The following is a 16088-nucleotide window of genomic DNA, read 5'->3' as shown; positions in this document are numbered from 1 at the left end:
TCCGATCGGCCGATCCTGCGGTGCCGGCGGTCAGCGCGGCGCGTCGAGGTAGTGCGCGATGACGTACTCGGCGATCGCGATCGAGCTGGTGGCGGCGGGCGAGGGGGCGTTGCGCAGCAGCGTGACCGGGCCGACCTGGTCGACCGCGAAGTCGTCGAGCAGCTCACCGGCGCGGCCCCACGCCTGCGCGCGCACCCCGGCGCCGTGCTTGTGCGACAGGTCCGACGCGCGCAGCTCGGGGATGAACCGGCGCGCCTTGCGGAAGTACAGCGGCTTGATCAGGGACCCCGAGATCTCGTCGACGCCCATCCGCCAGTGCTGCTTCGCGAGCGGCCATGCGCCCGGCCAGCGGAGCGACTCGATCGTGTCCTTCGCCGACCACTGCAGCCAGTTGTAGCCCTCGCGAGCCAGCGCGGGCACCGCGTTCGGGCCGACGTGCACGTTGTCGTACACGCCTCGGGTGAAATGCACGCCGAGGAACGGGAACCGCGGGTCCGGCACCGGGTAGATCATGCCCTTGACCAGGTCGGTGCGCTCGGGCGCGAGCTCCCAGTACTCGCCGCGGAAGGGCAGGATCTTCGGCGACGGATCGGCGCCCACGAACCGTGCGACCACGTCGGACTGCAGCCCGGCGCACACGATGACCCGGTCGAACACGTCCTCCGACACCGGCGTCACGACCCGCACCCGGCCGTTCTCGCGTGTCATCGCCGTGACCTCGTGGCCGAGCCGCACCTGCCCGCCGGCGGCGCGGACGTCCTGCGCCATCGCCTCGGTGATGCTGGCGTAGTCGACCACCGCGGTGTGCGGCGAATGCACCGCCGCGACCCCGGCGACGTGCGGCTCGATCTCGCGCAGCCGCTCCAGGTCGTCGATGCGGGTCAGATCGGGCACGCCGTTCTCGAGCGACCGCCGCTCGATCTCGGCCAGCGCGCCGAGCTCGGACTCGTCGACCGCCACGACGAGCTTGCCGACCTCCCGGTACGGCAGTCCCTTCGCCTCGCAGAACTCCCGGATCGACACCCGCCCCGCCGCGCACAGCGTCGCCTTCAGCGACCCCGGCTTGTAGTACAGGCCCGCGTGCACCACCCCGGAGTTGTGCCCCGTCTGGTGCTGCGACAGCCGCGATTCCTTCTCGAGCACCGTCACTTCGTCGCCGCGCGCACTCAACGCACGGGCCAGGGCGACCCCCACGATGCCGCCGCCGACGATCCCGGTCCGCCGGGTCGTGGGCGTCATCCGAGGATCCTCACGGGCACGGGACGGATCTCGTCGACGCCCCTCGCCGCGGCCGCGGGCAGCGCGCCGATCACGGCTCGCGGACGCATCCGCCGTCGGCGTTCACGCCACCGAGGTCGATCGAGACGGTGCCCGAGGCGCCGACCGAGCCGTACACGCACCCACCCGAGACCTCGGCGCCGAACAGCAGCGTGTCGCCGGCGACGCGGGTCTCGACCTCGGCGGCGCCGACCTTCTCGAGCGCATCGCGCACCGCGTCCTCGGTGACCGCGCCGCTCGCCTGCAGGGCCTGGAGCCCGGTCGTCGCGGCGGCCACGAGGGCCTCGTCGGCGACCTGGTGCGCCTGGTCCATCAGCTCGGTGCCCGGGGCGTCGATGTCGATGCCGCCCGCGCACCCGGTGACCACCCCGCCGACGAGCAGCAGGCCGATCGCGACGGTCCCCACGCGCCGGCGCATGCGTCAGAGCCCTTCTGCGACGCGCGCGGCGATGTCGGAGCGGTGCTGGCCGCCTTCGAGGCCGATCGCGCCCAAGGCCCGGTAGGCGCGCTCGCGGGCCTCGACGAAGGTGGTGCCGACGCCGACGACGTTGAGCACGCGGCCGCCGGTGGCGACGAGGCCTCCGTCGGTCTCGGCCGTGGCGGCGTGGGCGAGGTGCACCCCCTCGACCGCTTCGGCGTCGCGCAGGTTGGTCAGCGTGCGCCCGGTGAGCGGCGACGCGGGATAGCCCTCGCTCGCGAGCACGACCGTCACGGCGACGTCGTTGGCGAAGGCCGGGAGGGGGAGATCCTCGAGGTGACCGGAAGCTGCCGCCAGCAGCAGCTCCGACAGCGGGTCGACGAGCCGCGGCAGCACGACCTGGGTCTCGGGGTCGCCGAAGCGGGCGTTGAACTCGATGACCTTCACGCCGTCCTCCGTCAGGATGAGGCCTGCGTAGAGGAGTCCGATGAAAGGGGTGCCCTCAGCATCCAATTGACGGATCACGGGCTCGGCGATGTCGCGCGTGACGAGCTCCACGAACTCGCGCTCGCTGCCGAACCTGCCGTCGAGCCAGGGGAGCGGCGAGTACGCGCCCATGCCGCCGGTGTTGGGGCCCTCGTCGCCGTCGAGCAGGCGCTTGTAGTCCTGGGCGGGGCTGAGCGGCAGCACGTGGTCGCCGTCGCTGAGGAAGAAGAGCGAGACCTCGGGGCCGGCCAGGAACTCCTCGACGAGCACGGCGCCCGAGGGCAGGTACTCGTCGGCGTGCGCGAGGGCGGCGTCGCGGTCGCTCGTCACGATGACGCCCTTTCCGGCGGCGAGGCCGTCGGCCTTGACGACGTGCGGAGCGCCGAGCTGATCGAACGCGGCCTCGACCTCGGCGCGTGTGTGCGCGCGCACGGCGCGGCCGGTCGGAACCCCGGCGGCATCCATGATCCGCTTCGCGAACGTCTTCGATCCCTCGAGCTGCGCGGCCTCCTTGCCGGGCCCGAACGCCGGGATGCCGCGCGTGCGCACCGCATCGGCGACGCCCGCGACGAGCGGGGCCTCCGGGCCGATGATGACGAGCGCGATGTCGTTGTCGATCGCGAACTGGCTGACCGCCACGGGGTCGTTCTGGTCGAGGGCGACGAGTTGCGCATCCTGCCCGATCCCGGCGTTGCCGGGGGCCGCGAAGATCTCGTGTTCGGCCTCCTCCGACCGCAGCGCCAGGATGATGGCGTGCTCCCGCGCGCCCGAGCCGAGAACCAGGATCTTCACGTCGTCCAGACTACCGGCGGCCCTCGGCGTGGTTTCGGGTGGTCGGAGGTGCCGTTCGGGATTCAGTCCAGGAAAGCCGGGCGCTCCGTGGGTGCCGCGGAATCGCGCGCCCGGCGCGCCCGGCGCGCCCGGCGCGCTCGGCGCCGCTCGCGCAGACTGAATCCCGCACAGCGCGGGCGGCGTAGCCTGGCACGATGGCCCGCAAGATCTCGACCGACGACGGCCGTTCCGCCCTGAGCGCGGTCGCGGCGGCGGTGGAGGCATCCGTCCCGCCCGCCCGCACCGACAACGCGACGGCCGTGCGCTATCTGCTGCAGCTGCTGGCAGAGAAGGCGCCGGGCAACTCGGTCGAGGTGCGGGTGCCGCCGTTCGGCGCCGTGCAGGTCGTCGAGGGGCCCCGGCACACGCGCGGAACCCCGCCGAACGTCGTCGAGACCGACGCCGCGACCTGGATCGCGCTCGCCACGGGCAAGGAGCAGTGGACGGATGCCGCGGCCGCGGGCCGCATCGTCGCCTCCGGCACGCGTGCCGACATCTCGGACCTCCTGCCGCTGCGCCCCTGAGCGGGCCCGATCAGCGGCGGGGCATGACCACGGGAGTGCCCGACACCGGGTGCGGGAACACGTCGACCCGCTGCCCGTAGACCTCCTCGATCGCCTCCGACGTCAGCACCTCCGCGGGCGGGCCCGAGGCCACCACGCGGCCGCGCGACAGCAGGGTGACGCGGTCGGCGACGCCGAGCGCCGCGTTAAGGTCGTGCAGCACCACGGCCACGGCCGCACCCTCGCGGGCGCGATGCGCCGCGATGCGCAGCACGTCCTCCTGATGCTTGAGGTCGAGCGCCGCGGTCGGCTCGTCGAGCAGCAGCACGTCGCACGCCTGCGCGAGCACCCGGGCGAGAGCCGCCCGTGCACGCTCGCCGCCCGACAGCGACGTGACGCCGCGCCCGGCGAGCGGCACGAGGTCGGTCACCTCGAGCGCGCGCGCGACAGCGGCGTCGTCGTCGTCCTCGGCGGGCGTCCGCGCCCACGGCGCGCGGCCCATGCGCACGACCTGCTCCACCGTGAAGGGGAACGACACGGCGTTCTGCTGCAGCAGCACCGCGCGCTGCTGCGCGAGGAGGCGGGGACGGATGCTGCCCAGCCGCGTCCCGTCGAGGCTCACGTCGCCGGCATCCGGCGTCACATCGCCCGCGAGCACCCCGAACAGCGTCGACTTGCCGGCGCCGTTCGGGCCGACGAGGGCGTGGAGCTCACCCGCGCGGACGTCGATCCCCGCGTCGATCAGCACCGGCCGCGCCGCGCCCTGCGGGGTCACGGTCACGCCGCGGGCGCTGAGGCGCACGGCCCCCGAAGCCACAGCGACACGAGGGGCCGAGGCATCCACCATGGCGTTCATCCCCAGCCCCCCGCCTTGCGGCGTGTGCGCAGCAGCAGCCACAGGAAGAACGGGCCGCCGACGAGCGACGTGATCATGCCGATCGGCAGGTCGGCGAGCGGCACCGCCGTGCGGGCGATGAGGTCGGCGACGGCGATGAGCAGGGCGCCGCCCAGGGCGCTCGTGACCATGAGCGGCAGGTGCGCGGGTCCGATCGCCATGCGCATGAGGTGGGGGACGACGAGCCCGACGAAGCCGATGATCCCGGCGAACGCGACGGCGGCGCAGACGAGCAGCGCGACCATGACGATCACCACCACCCGCAGCAGCTCGACCCGCACGCCGAGGTGGCGCGCCGTGCGCTCGCCGAGGGCGAAGAGGTCGAGGCGGCGCGCGACGAACACCGCTGCGGCCACGCCGATCGCGACCAGCGGGGCGACGAGCGCGATGTTCTGCCACAGCGCGCCGTTGAGGCTGCCGAGCTGCCAGAACACGATCTGCTCGCGGGTCGAGGTCGTGCCGAGGAACGTGAGGAACGCCAGGCCTGCCCCCGCGATGGCGTTGATCGCGATGCCGGTGAGCAGCAGCGTCACGACCTCGGTGCGCCCGCCCGATCGGCTGACCAGGTACACCGCGAACACCGCGATGAGTCCGCCGACGAAGGCGAAGGCGGGGGTCGTCCACATGCCGAACACCGCGAGCCCGAACGTGAGGCTCGCGGCGGCGCCGAACGCCGCCCCCGACGACACGCCCACCACGGCGGCGTCGGCGAGCGGGTTGCCGAAGATCGCCTGCATGAGCACGCCCGACACGGCCAGAGCGGCCCCGACGAGGAGGCCCAGCACGATGCGGGGGAGCCGGATGTCGAGGATCACGCCCGCCGCGGTCGGCGCTTCGGGCGCCCACGTGTTGTCGATGCCGACGGCCTGCAGCAGCACGCCCAGCACCTGTGCCGGCGTGAGCCAGTACTGCCCGAGGCCGAGCGAGACGACCACCACGATCACGATCGCGACCGACAGCCCCGCGGTCATGAGCGCGAACCGGCGTCGGCGATGCGTCGTCGGCACCTCGGTCACGACCTCGGCCGTCCCGTCCTCCGCGGCCTCGACCTCGGAAGCGGTCATCGTGCCCGTCACGACGCGGGCCCCTCGCCCACGGCGGGCCCCTCGCCCGCGGCGGCCTCCGCACCGGTTCCCGGCGCATAGACCGCCCGCGCCAGCGCCCGGATGACCTCCGCCGTACGCGGTCCGAAGCTCAGGATCTCGGCATCCGCCATGTCGACGACACGGCGGTGCTCGCCCGCCGGCGTCTGCTGCAGCGCCGGGATGCGATCGAGCAGCCCGTCGACTCCGCCGACCGAGGCGAGCCCGTCGGTCATCATGACGACCACGTCGGGCTGCGCCGCGACGAGCGCCTCGGCGGTCATGGGCTTCATGCCCTCCCAGCCGATCTCGCTCGCGACGTCGACACCGCCGACCGCTTCGATGAGCGAGTCCGCCCCCGAGTCGCGGCCGAAGATGTAGTACACGTTCGCGTTGCCCCGCACGTACAGGAACAGCATGCGCGGACGATCGGATGCTGCCACCGGCGCGATCTCGGCCGCCTCGGCGCTCGCCGCCACGACGTCGGCGTCGAGCTGCTCCGCGAGCGCGTCGCCCCGGCCGGGCACGCCCAGCGCCGCCGCGATCTCGCCCACCAGGTCGGACACGGTGTCGGCGCGCCGCTCGCTCGAGACCACGACGACGGCGACGCCGGCGTCGCGCAGCTGCTGGCGCACCTCCTTCGGGCCGATCGAGGTGTCGGTCAGCATGACGGTCGGCGCGAGCTCGAGGATCGCCTCGGCGTTGAGCGTGTGGCCCGACTTGGTCACGACGGGGAGTTCCTCGGTGCCGTCGAACGAGGTCGACGAGTCGCGTCCGACGACCGCGTCGCCGAGCCCCAGCCCGAACACGGTCGCGGCGATCGTGCCCGAGATGTCGACCGGCAGGATGCGGCTGACATCGGTGATCTCGACCGCGCGGCCCTCAGCATCCGTCACCGTCACCGGCAGGTCGGGAGCGTCATCGGCCGCGATCGGCTCGATGGCGTGCGACGCCAGGCAGGCGGTGGACGGACCGGTCGCGGTGCGGGGGTTCTCGGCGAGATCCAGAGACGCCAGGGGGATGGATGCTGCGGGGCAGTCCGCGTCGATCGCTTCGGCGGCAGGCGCGGCACAGCCGGCGAGGGCGATGACGGCCGCGAGCAGTGCGATGCCGCCGGCGAGGCGCGTCGACACGCGGGGGGAGGAGTCGGTGCGAAACATTAGGAGAGCCTTACCTTAGGCTTGACGTCGGCTGGAAGAGTGCCCTACGTTCGAGTTCAACATTAGGTTAGCCAAACCTAATCACCCAACCCGAATCGCACTGATGCGCCGGTGCGCCTCGGCGTGCGCGGCGCCGGAGACACACCCCGTGAATACGCAGCCGTTCTTGGATCGCAGTCGCGCGAGCATCGCCGCGCTCCTCGCCTTCCTGCTCGTCGTGGCAGGAACCCTCACCGCCGTCCCGGCCTTCGCCGCCGGACCCGCCGTCTCGGCCCCGCAGGCCCCACGCGCGGGCGGCACGATCACCGTCACCGGCTCGGGCTTCTCGACCGAGGTCTCGGCCCCGACGGGCAAGGCTGTCGGCGTGTACCTGGGCGTCGGGCCGGTCGGCCTCGCGGGGTTCTATGAGGGCTCCGCGCAGATCGCCGACGTCGTGTGGATCGCGCCGGGCAACGCTGACAACGCCGCGGGTGGCCAGCGCACCGCGCCCATGACGGCCGACGGCGCCTTCAGCGTCCAGGTCACGGTCCCCGCTTTCGCCGAGGGCGCGCAGTACGCGATCTACACGTCGAAGGCGCACGGGCAGGGCATGGCCGACCGCAGCCAGAACACGAGCACCTCGCTGGCCTGGGAGCCGCTCCCCGCCGTCGCGACGACCACGACGCTGACCGTCGCCCCGGCCGCCTCGAGCCTGGCCGGAGCGGACTTCACGCTCGGCGCGACCGTCGAGCCCGCAGCATCCGGAACCGTCTCGTACTTCAACGGTGAGACGCAGCTCGGCTCCGCCGCCGTCGGCACGCCGATCACCGCGAGCATCGCCGCCGCGGGAACCGCGCAGCTGAAGGCGGTGTTCACCCCGGCCGACGCCGCTGCGTTCACCGGCTCGACCTCTGCGGTCGTCTCGTACCAGATCACCGCGCCGCCCGTGGAGCCTGAGATCCCGACGCCGACGGTGACGGTGTCGAAGACGACGGGTGTGAACCCTGAGGGGGAGACGATCACGGTCTCGGGGAGCGGGTTCGTTCCGAACGCGCCGGCGACGACGGGCACGCGTCCGCCGCTGGCAGGCAAGTTCGGCGGCTCGTATGTCGTGTTCGGCAAGTTCGCCGACGTGTGGCAGCCGTCGGCCGGCGCCGCCGGTTCGGCACGCAAGGTGCTGTCGCAGAAGATGGCCGTGCTCGAGGCCGACCTGGCCACGATCGGCGGTGCTGCCGCCGGCGGGATCGTCATCGCCGCGGACGGCACCTTCGAGACCACGCTGACCGTGTCGAAGACCGAAGCGTCCGAGCTGCTCGCGGGCAACTACGGTGTCTACACCTACCCGGCCAGCGGGGCGAGCTATGCCCCGTTCGAGACCTACACGCCGCTCACGTTCGCCACCCCGACCCCGACGCCGACGGTGACGGTGTCGAAGACGACGGGTGTGAACCCTGAGGGGGAGACGATCACGGTCTCGGGGAGCGGGTTCGTTCCGAACGCGCCGGCGACGACGGGCACGCGTCCGCCGCTGGCGGGCAAGTTCGGCGGCTCGTATGTCGTGTTCGGCAAGTTCGCCGACGTGTGGCAGCCGTCGGCCGGCGCCGCCGGTTCGGCGCGCAAGGTGCTGTCGCAGAAGATGGCCGTTCTCGAGGCCGACCTGGCCACGATCGGCGGTGCTGCCGCCGGCGGGATCGTCATCGCCGCGGACGGGACCTTCGAGACCACGCTGACCGTGTCGAAGACCGAAGCGTCCGAGCTGCTCGCGGGCAACTACGGTGTCTACACCTACCCGGCCAGCGGGGCGAGCTACGCACCGTTCGAGACCTACACGCCGCTCACGTTCGCCACCCCGACCCCGACCACCGACCCCGCCATCGGCGTGTCGGTGACGGATGCCTCGGCCACCGCCGGTGCGACCATCCGCGTCGTCGGCACCGAGTTCGGCGACATCACCGGCGCCTACGCCGCGGTCATCGAGAAGGGCACCGAGGCCGCCGTCAGCACCGGCGGAGGCTACGTTGCCTTCGGCTACTGGCTGACGCCCGGTGCGATCTCGGGAGGCGCCTTCGACAAGACACTGGTCGCAGCCGCCGCGAAGCTCGACCGCGCGAAGAAGTACGAGGTCATCGTCTGGGAGGGTCACACGACGCCGACCGCCGACACCATCTACGCGCGCGCCGACGTGCCGTTCACGTCCTCGAACTGGGCGGCGCTGTTCCCGACGGTGCCCACGCTGGACGTGTCGGTGAAGGATGCCTCGGCCGCCGCGGGTGCGAACATCCGCGTCGTGGGCACCAACCTCGGAGACGCACCCGGCGCCTATGCCGCGGTCATCGAGAAGGGAACCGAGTCCCAGCTGACGGGCTCGGGCGGCTACGTCGCCTTCGCGCTGCCGTTCCCTGTGATCACCGCCGGCAAGACGGCCTTCACGGTCGTCGCCCCCACGGCTGAGCTCGACCGCACGAAGCAGTACGAGGTGATCGTGTGGCGCCAGCACTCCACCCCCGGCCCCGACACGATCTACGCCCGCACAGATGTGCCGTTCACGGCGAGCGACTGGAAGAAGCTGTTCCCCGGAACCCAGCCGCCGGTCGATCCCCAGCCTCCCGTCGACCCCGAGCCTCAGCCCGAGCCCGAGACGCCGGTCGACCCCGGGACTCCCGGCACCCCGGTGACTCCGCCCGCGGCGGAGCACGGCGGCTCGCTCTCGTGGGCGATCTCGTCGAGCTTCGTGAGGTACATCACCGAGGGCGCGGCGCACGGCTCGATCTCGGTGTCGGGCGGCGCCACGCGCGCCGGCGGCCAGTTCCAGTTCGGCCAGGCGACCGGCAGCACGTATGACGCGGCGACCGGCACGGGCACCGTCTCGTACAACGGGTCGGTCCGCTTCACCGGTCACGGCGGCGTGCTCGACGTCACGATCGCGAACCCGCAGGTGCGGATCACCTCGGCGGACGCCGCGACCCTGCTGGTCACCAGCGGCGGCTCGCAGGTCGCGTTCGCGAACCTGGACCTCGGCTCCGCGGTGCGCGTCACCGCCAACGGCACGGTCTCGTACTCGCGGGTGCCGGCGACGCTGACCGCGGCCGGTCGCACCCAGGTGCTGCAGGGCTTCTCGACCGAGCTCGACCAGCTCGCGTTCACGATCGGCGTCCCGGCGGCCGCGCCCGCGGGCTCGACCGGCACGGTCGCCGCGGCTCCCGCGTCGACCACCCGCACGACGTCGCTGCCCGCCACGCCGCCGGCGTCGACGGGCATCGACCTCGACGACGCGACCCTCGCCGCGCTCCAGAAGGGCGAGCCGGTCACGGTGACGGCGTCGGGCTTCACCCCGAATGAGAAGGGCATCAAGGTCGTCGTCTACTCGACGCCGACGCTCCTCGGCGAGGTGTCGGCGGACGCCTCCGGCAACGCCACCTGGTCGGGTGCGCTGCCCGCCACCCTCGCCGACGGCGAGCACACCCTGACGTTCCAGGGATCCGTGGACCGCGGCATCCGTTTCACGCTCGCCCGTGCGGCGATCGCGGCCGGCTGCTTCGTCGAAGCCGCGAGCCTGAACTGGGGCTTCAAGGAGACCTTCCGCACCTACATCGAGGGCATCGCTGGCGGCGGCTGGGAGCTGACCGACGTCGCGTACGAGTACCCCGAGTTCGTCTGGAACGCGGGCACGGGAGCGGTGGATGCTGCGACCCGAGCCGGTCTCGTCACCTACGGCGGCAGCATCCGCTTCACGGGTCACCAGGGCGCGCTCGACACGACGCTGTCGAACGCGCGGGTGGAGCTGGCGGGCGACACCGGGTACCTGGTGTTCGACGTCATCGGCACCACGCAGGCGGGTGAGCCGGTGACGGCCGCCGGCGTGCGGTTCGCCGAGTTCGCCCTGCCCGACCTCGAGGTCACCGACGAGGGGCTCGTGCTCGACGCGCTGCCGGCGACCCTGACCGACGCCGGTGCGGCCGCCTTCGGCACGTACCCGGCGGGCGACGAGCTCGACCCGGTGTCGGCCGTGCTGCCGGTCGCCGCGGACTGCGCGGTGGCGGCGGCGACGCCCGCCGAGCCCGAGGTCGCGGTGGCCGAGGCCACCGAGGCTCAGGCAGAGACCCTCTCCGTCGACCAGACCTCGGCCCCCGTGTGGCCGTGGGCGCTCGTGGGGATCGCCCTGGCGCTCGGGATCGGCGCCGTGGTCTGGATCGTGGTCTCCCGCCGCCGCGCGACGGCCGGCGGCAACGGAGACCAGACGGCCGGCTGACCCCCGGCCCGTCACTCCGGCGGCGCCCCGCTCTCGGCTTCCGAGCGGGGCGTCGCCTCTTTTCGGCTCCGAGCCGCGCGCGGTTCCCCAGCCGCCGGGGAGCGAACCCGCGGCGACGGTGGGACAATGGGTGCATGCCCGAGCACAGCCAGGACCGCATCGAGACCGTGCGCGTGCGACGCGCACCGAAGATCTCGGTGTTCCTGATCGTCGGGGCGCTGGTCGGCGTCTTCGTCGCGATGATCCTCACGTTCGCCTTCAACGGCACCGCCGAAGTCAGCCCCAACACCGGGGTGCTGTACTCGCAGGGTCAGGTGTTCGGCTTCCTGGCGCTGATCTGCGCCCCCATCGGCCTGGTGCTGGGCGGCATCCTCGCGCTCATCCTCGACCGCCGTTCGCGCCGTCACACGCACGAGGTCGCCGTCGACCACGAGAGGGTGCACGTCGACCCGGAGCCCGGCACCAACGGCCACGGCCCCGCCCACTGAGCCGCCACCCCTGGGCCCGCCTGGGCCTCCTGAGCCGGCGCGCTACGCCAGCTCGGCGATGATCGGGTGGATCGCGGCGTCGAAGGCCGCGACATCCCCCCGCAGTCCGTCGGTGACGGCGATCGTGAGCGAGCCGATCCACCACACCCCGCGCTGATTCAGCGGCAGCACCTGCACGTTGAGCTCGAACGAGTGCGCCCGGCGGCCGACCTGCCGCTCGTGCTCGGCGATCGCCCCGGCGTAGGCGCGATACGCCGTGCCCGTGCTGTGCGACGCCTCTTTGCGGTACCGCGCGTTGGCCGACTGCGCGAACGCGAGCGCCTCCGCCGCGTGCGGTTCGAACGCCGCCCGCAGTTCGGCGCAGCCCTCTGTCGGCAGCGCCAGCGCCGTGTCGAAGCCCTCGACGAGATCGAGGGGGACCGGCGACGGGTGCGCCTGCGGCTCGACCGTCATCGCCCAGAACTCGCGCCACTGCCGTTCGAGCAGCGCCTGCGACTCTTCGGACCGGTCGTTCGCCCGGGGCGGGATACCGCGCAGGTGCGGCAGCTCCTCAGGAGAGCGGATGCCGAGCACCTGCCGCAGATAGAGCGCGAGAAGAACCGGCTGACCGGCGTCTTCGCGGATCAGCCACTCCGGAGCACCGGCGCCGCCCATGCGGCCATTGTAGATCCGGGCATCGACGTCGCGGCGGGCCCGGAACAGCATGGAGTGGATGTCGCCTCCCGTCGCCCGCCCGCAGTCCGCGCGTGATGTCGGGAGGAGATGTGGGGAAGGGAGGACCGGTCCACCCGCTCGCCTCCTCCGTTCCCCGCATCTCCTCCCTTCCTCACGGGCGAGGCGAGGCGGACCACGCCGGCGGAGCGTCCTCCCCAGCGGGTCCGCGCCGCGAGTTCTGCACAATGCGGTCATCTGCTCGATCCGTGCGGTCGGCGCGTCCGCATGATCAGGACGATGAAGCTGAAAGCCGAGCAGCGCACGCTCGCTCTCTTGTCCGCGGTGTCCGATCAGGGCGGAATCGTCCGTCGTGTCGCGATGGTGAAAGCCGGACATGCGCAGCGCACGATCGAGACGGCGATCGCCGGCGGGCTCCTTCGCGTCGTGCGGCGCGTCTGGGTCGCCGTTCCCAGCGTCGATCCCCTGATCCTCAACGCTGCGCGGGCAGGCGTCGTGATCTCGTGCGTCACCCGCGCACGTCGTCTGGGGCTGTGGATCGCCGCCGAGAGCCCGGACACGCACGTAGCCGCGCACCCTCATGCCGGCCGCGTCGCGCTGCGGCCGGGAGTACACCTCCATCGGGCTGCGCCGGTGATCCCACGAGACCCGGCGGCGCTCGAGGATTCCCTCGAGAACGCCCTCGCCCTGGTGTGCGCATGCCAGCCGTTCGAACCGGCGCTCGCAATCGTGGAGTCCGCACTCAACAAGGGCCTCGTGCAGAAGCCGGCACTCCTGCGGCTGCCCTTCACGCCGGGGGTGCGGAGGGTCATCGAAGTCGCCAGTCCCTACTCGGACTCCGGGCTCGAGACGTTCGTCGTACCGCGGCTCCGATGGATGAAGCTGCGCATCGTTGCGCAAGCCTGGATCGCGGGGCATCGGGTCGATTTCCTCATCGGCGAACGACTGGTGCTGCAGATCGACGGAGGCCACCACGTGGGACGGCAGCGCGCGAGCGACAACGCCCATGATGCGGTCCTCCGTCACATGGGGTACCACGTCATCCGGGTCGGGTTCATCCAGGTCACGGAGGACTGGCCCGGGGTGCAGGCCCTGATCATGCAGGCGGTCGCGCAGGGACTGCATCTCGCACCGACCGGTGACGCCTGACCCGTCGCGGCGGGAGGAGATGTGGCCGGCGGAGGACGTCTTGGCGCAGCATCCATCCTCCGCTCACCACATCTCCTCCGCTGGTCACGGGAGCCGCGGCGTCGGGGAGCAGAATCGTGGATGCTACGCCCCAGCGCATTGAGCACGCCTTCACTCCGCGGGGTGCGGCGTAACAGCGGAGGCCCCCGGCATCCGTCCAGGTGGGTCGCCGGTAGGCTGGTAGCCGTGGCCTCATCCGAACGCGATGCCCCTTCCCGCCCCGAGCAGCCTGTGAATCCCTACCAGGCTGCGGGTGTCGACACCGCAGCCGGCGACCTCGCCGTCGAGCTGATGAAGTCCGCGGTGCGACGCACGCACGGCCCCGAGGTGCTCGGGGGCGTCGGCGGCTTCGCCGGACTCTTCGACGCGAGCGCGTTCAAGGCCTACGACAAGCCGCTGCTCGCGACCAGCACCGACGGCGTCGGCACGAAGGTCGCGATCGCGCAGGCCATCGACAAGCACGACACGATCGGGCAGGACCTCGTCGGCATGGTCGTCGACGACATCGTCGTGGTCGGCGCGAAGCCGCTGTTCATGACCGACTACATCGCGTGCGGCAAGGTCTTCCCCGAGCGCATCGCCGACATCGTCCGCGGCATCGCCGAGGGCTGCTCGGCCACCGGCACGGCTCTCGTCGGCGGCGAGACCGCCGAGCACCCGGGTCTGCTCGGGGTGAACGACTACGACGTCGCGGGCGCCGCGACCGGCATCGTCGAGGCCTCGCGCGTGCTGGGAGCCGAGCGGGTGCGCGAGGGCGACGTCGTCCTCGCCCTCGCGTCGAGCGGCCTCCACTCCAACGGCTACTCGCTGGTGCGCCACATCGTGGCGGGCTCCGGCATCCAGTACGGCGACAACGCCGCCGACTTCGGCACGACGTGGGGCGAGGCCCTGCTCGAGCCGACGCGCCTCTACACGCTGCCGCTGCTGCGCCTCATCACCGAGACCGGCGACGCGGTGCACTCGCTCAGCCACGTCACCGGCGGCGGCATCGCCGCGAACCTCGCGCGCGTGCTCCCGCAGGGCACGTGGGTCGAGGTCGACCGCTCGACGTGGTCGCCCTCGCCGGTGTTCCGCGTCCTCGCCGACCTCGGCAACCTCGAGCTCGAGGCGACCGAGGGCACGTGGAATCTCGGCATCGGGTTCCTCGCGGTCGTGGCGGCCGACAAGGCCGAGGCCGCAGCATCCGCACTCTCCCGTGAAGGCATCGCGACGTGGCAGGTGGGTGTCGTGCACACCGGTGACCGCCCCGCCGACGGCCACTGGGAGCAGGGCGCCAAGGGCGTCGACGGCGGCGCGGTGCGCCTCGTCGGCACGTACGCAGACCACGCGGCTCGCTGAGCCGAGTCAGAAACACAGCAGGAGCAGGCAACACCCATGTGCGGAATCGTCGGAATGGTGGGCCGCGGGTCCGTCACCCAGGAGATCTACGACTCCCTCCTCCTCCTGCAGCACCGCGGTCAGGACTCCACGGGCATCGCGACCGCCGAGCGCCACGGCGTCGTGCACATGCACAAGGTCAAGGGGCAGGTGCGCGAGTCGTTCCGCACGCGCGACATGCGCGCGCTCCTCGGTGAGATCGGCCTGGGCCACGTGCGCTACGCGACCAAGGGCACGGCGTCGAACGAGGAAGAGGCGCAGCCGTTCTACGTGAACGCGCCGTACGGCATCGTGCTGGTGCACAACGGCAACCTCACGAACACGCGCGAGCTCACGCAGGAGCTGTTCCACAAGGACCGTCGCCACCTCAACACGTCGTCCGACACCGAGCTGCTGGTCAACGTTCTCGCGAACGAGCTGCAGTCCTCGATCTCGGGGCTCGAGCTCGACCCGGCGCAGGTGTTCCAGGCGGTCACCCGCGTGCACGAGCGCGTCGAGGGCTCGTACGCCGCCATCGCGCTGATCGCCGGCTACGGGCTGCTCGCGTTCCGCGACCCCTACGGCATCCGTCCCCTCATCCTCGGCACGCGCAAGAACGAGGACGGCCACCACGAGTGGGTCGTCACGAGCGAGTCGCTGGTGCTCGAGAACGGCGAGTTCGAGGTCGTGCGCGACGTCGACCCCGGCGAGGCCGTCTTCATCGACCTCGAGGGCAACCTGCACACGCAGCAGTGCGCGAGCGAGGCGCAGCTCGTGCCCTGCTCGTTCGAGTACGTGTACCTCGCGCGTCCCGACTCGGTCATGAACGGCATCTCGGTGTACGAGGCACGCCTGCGCATGGGCGACCGGCTCGCCGACACGATCGCCAAGTACACGCCGAAGGAAGCGATCGACGTCGTCATGCCGATCCCCGACTCGTCGCGGCCGGCCGCCATGCAGGTGGCCCGCAAGCTGGGCGTCGAGTACCGCGAGGGCTTCTACAAGAACCGCTACGTCGGCCGCACGTTCATCATGCCGGGGCAGGCGGCGCGCAAGCGCAGCGTGCGCCAGAAGCTCAACGCCATGTCGAGCGAGTTCAAGGGCAAGAACGTGCTCCTCATCGACGACTCCATCGTGCGCGGCACGACGTCGAAGGAGATCATCCAGATGGCACGGGATGCCGGGGCCAAGAGCGTCACGTTCGCCTCGGCTGCGCCGCCCGTGCGTTACCCGCACGTCTACGGCATCAACATGCCGTCGCGGCACGAACTCGTGGCCCATGGCCGCACCATCCCCGAGATCGCGGAAGAGCTCGGCGCCGACTTCGTCGTCTACCAGGAGGTCGAAGACCTGAAGGCGGCGATCCTCGAGGGCTCCGACGTCGAGGACCTCGACATGAGCTGCTTCGACGGCCGCTACATCACCGGAACCGTGACCGACGAGTACCTGGCGTGGGTCGAGGGCTCGCAGGAGTCCTGACCTTCGCGCCCACGCCGGGCCGAG

At 71.9% G+C, this 16088-nt stretch carries 13 protein-coding genes; 6 read left to right on the top strand and 7 right to left on the bottom strand.

The features are described 5' to 3' along the window. Positions 1-30: 30 nt before the first annotated feature. From lhgO to purD, 3 genes are all read right to left on the bottom strand, one after another. Positions 31-1239, bottom strand: a complete 1209-nt coding sequence (lhgO, locus tag ACFC1I_RS06310) for an L-2-hydroxyglutarate oxidase (RefSeq protein ID WP_376007115.1) — start codon at positions 1237-1239, stop codon at positions 31-33. A 70-nt stretch (positions 1240-1309) separates the two neighbouring features. Then, positions 1310-1696: a hypothetical protein gene (locus tag ACFC1I_RS06305; RefSeq protein WP_376007113.1), complete on the bottom strand. Its 387-nt coding sequence runs from the start codon at positions 1694-1696 to the stop codon at positions 1310-1312. 3 nt (positions 1697-1699) lie between these two features. Next, positions 1700-2974: a phosphoribosylamine--glycine ligase gene (gene purD, locus ACFC1I_RS06300; protein WP_376007111.1), complete on the bottom strand. Its 1275-nt coding sequence runs from the start codon at positions 2972-2974 to the stop codon at positions 1700-1702. Between the two features lie 194 nt (positions 2975-3168). Here purD and ACFC1I_RS06295 point away from each other — a divergent pair, with 194 nt between their 5' ends. Beyond that, positions 3169-3537: a sterol carrier family protein gene (locus tag ACFC1I_RS06295; protein ID WP_376007109.1), complete on the top strand. Its 369-nt coding sequence runs from the start codon at positions 3169-3171 to the stop codon at positions 3535-3537. Positions 3538-3547: 10 nt separating this feature from the next. Here ACFC1I_RS06295 and ACFC1I_RS06290 read toward each other — a convergent pair whose 3' ends face one another. From ACFC1I_RS06290 to ACFC1I_RS06280, 3 genes are read right to left on the bottom strand one after another with little or no spacing between them, the layout of a single operon-like run. Next, entirely contained in the window at positions 3548-4363 is an 816-nt protein-coding gene (locus ACFC1I_RS06290; RefSeq protein WP_376007107.1) for a heme ABC transporter ATP-binding protein, read from the bottom strand. Between the two features lie 5 nt (positions 4364-4368). Beyond that, positions 4369-5475 carry a FecCD family ABC transporter permease gene (locus ACFC1I_RS06285; RefSeq protein ID WP_376007105.1) on the bottom strand — a complete coding sequence of 369 codons (1107 nt, stop codon included), beginning with the start codon at positions 5473-5475 and terminating at the stop codon, positions 4369-4371. A gap of 8 nt (positions 5476-5483) precedes the next feature. Beyond that, a complete protein-coding gene (locus tag ACFC1I_RS06280; RefSeq protein WP_376007103.1) occupies positions 5484-6653 on the bottom strand; it encodes a hemin ABC transporter substrate-binding protein in 1170 nt (389 codons plus the stop codon). A gap of 166 nt (positions 6654-6819) precedes the next feature. Here ACFC1I_RS06280 and ACFC1I_RS06275 point away from each other — a divergent pair, with 166 nt between their 5' ends. Together ACFC1I_RS06275 and ACFC1I_RS06270 are read left to right on the top strand one after the other, a co-directional pair. After that, on the top strand, positions 6820-10881 hold the full coding sequence (locus tag ACFC1I_RS06275) for an HtaA domain-containing protein (protein ID WP_376007101.1): 4062 nt from the start codon (positions 6820-6822) through the stop codon (positions 10879-10881). 134 nt (positions 10882-11015) lie between these two features. Next, a complete protein-coding gene (locus ACFC1I_RS06270; protein WP_376007099.1) occupies positions 11016-11369 on the top strand; it encodes a potassium transporter Trk in 354 nt (117 codons plus the stop codon). 42 nt (positions 11370-11411) lie between these two features. On the opposite strand, the gene ACFC1I_RS06265 is transcribed toward ACFC1I_RS06270, so the two are convergent. Next, complete coding sequence (locus tag ACFC1I_RS06265; protein WP_376007097.1) at positions 11412-12023, bottom strand: zinc-binding alcohol dehydrogenase; 612 nt, start codon at positions 12021-12023, stop codon at positions 11412-11414. Between the two features lie 297 nt (positions 12024-12320). Here ACFC1I_RS06265 and ACFC1I_RS06260 point away from each other — a divergent pair, with 297 nt between their 5' ends. The 3 genes from ACFC1I_RS06260 (at position 12321) to purF (ending at position 16064) form a co-directional block, all read left to right on the top strand. Next, positions 12321-13190, top strand: a complete 870-nt coding sequence (locus tag ACFC1I_RS06260) for an endonuclease domain-containing protein (RefSeq protein WP_376007095.1) — start codon at positions 12321-12323, stop codon at positions 13188-13190. 225 nt (positions 13191-13415) lie between these two features. Beyond that, the gene (purM, locus tag ACFC1I_RS06255; protein ID WP_376007093.1) at positions 13416-14567 is read left to right on the top strand and encodes a phosphoribosylformylglycinamidine cyclo-ligase; all 1152 of its coding nucleotides are present in this window, start codon (positions 13416-13418) and stop codon (positions 14565-14567) included. 36 nt (positions 14568-14603) lie between these two features. After that, positions 14604-16064 carry an amidophosphoribosyltransferase gene (purF, locus tag ACFC1I_RS06250; protein WP_376007091.1) on the top strand — a complete coding sequence of 487 codons (1461 nt, stop codon included), beginning with the start codon at positions 14604-14606 and terminating at the stop codon, positions 16062-16064. The last annotated feature ends 24 nt before the right edge of the window (positions 16065-16088 follow it).

The organism is Microbacterium sp. NPDC056044 (assembly GCF_042267145.1).
Lineage (GTDB): Bacteria > Actinomycetota > Actinomycetes > Actinomycetales > Microbacteriaceae > Microbacterium.
Note: the sequence above shows the minus strand (reverse complement) of the source record. Positions and strands in the feature narration are given on the sequence as shown.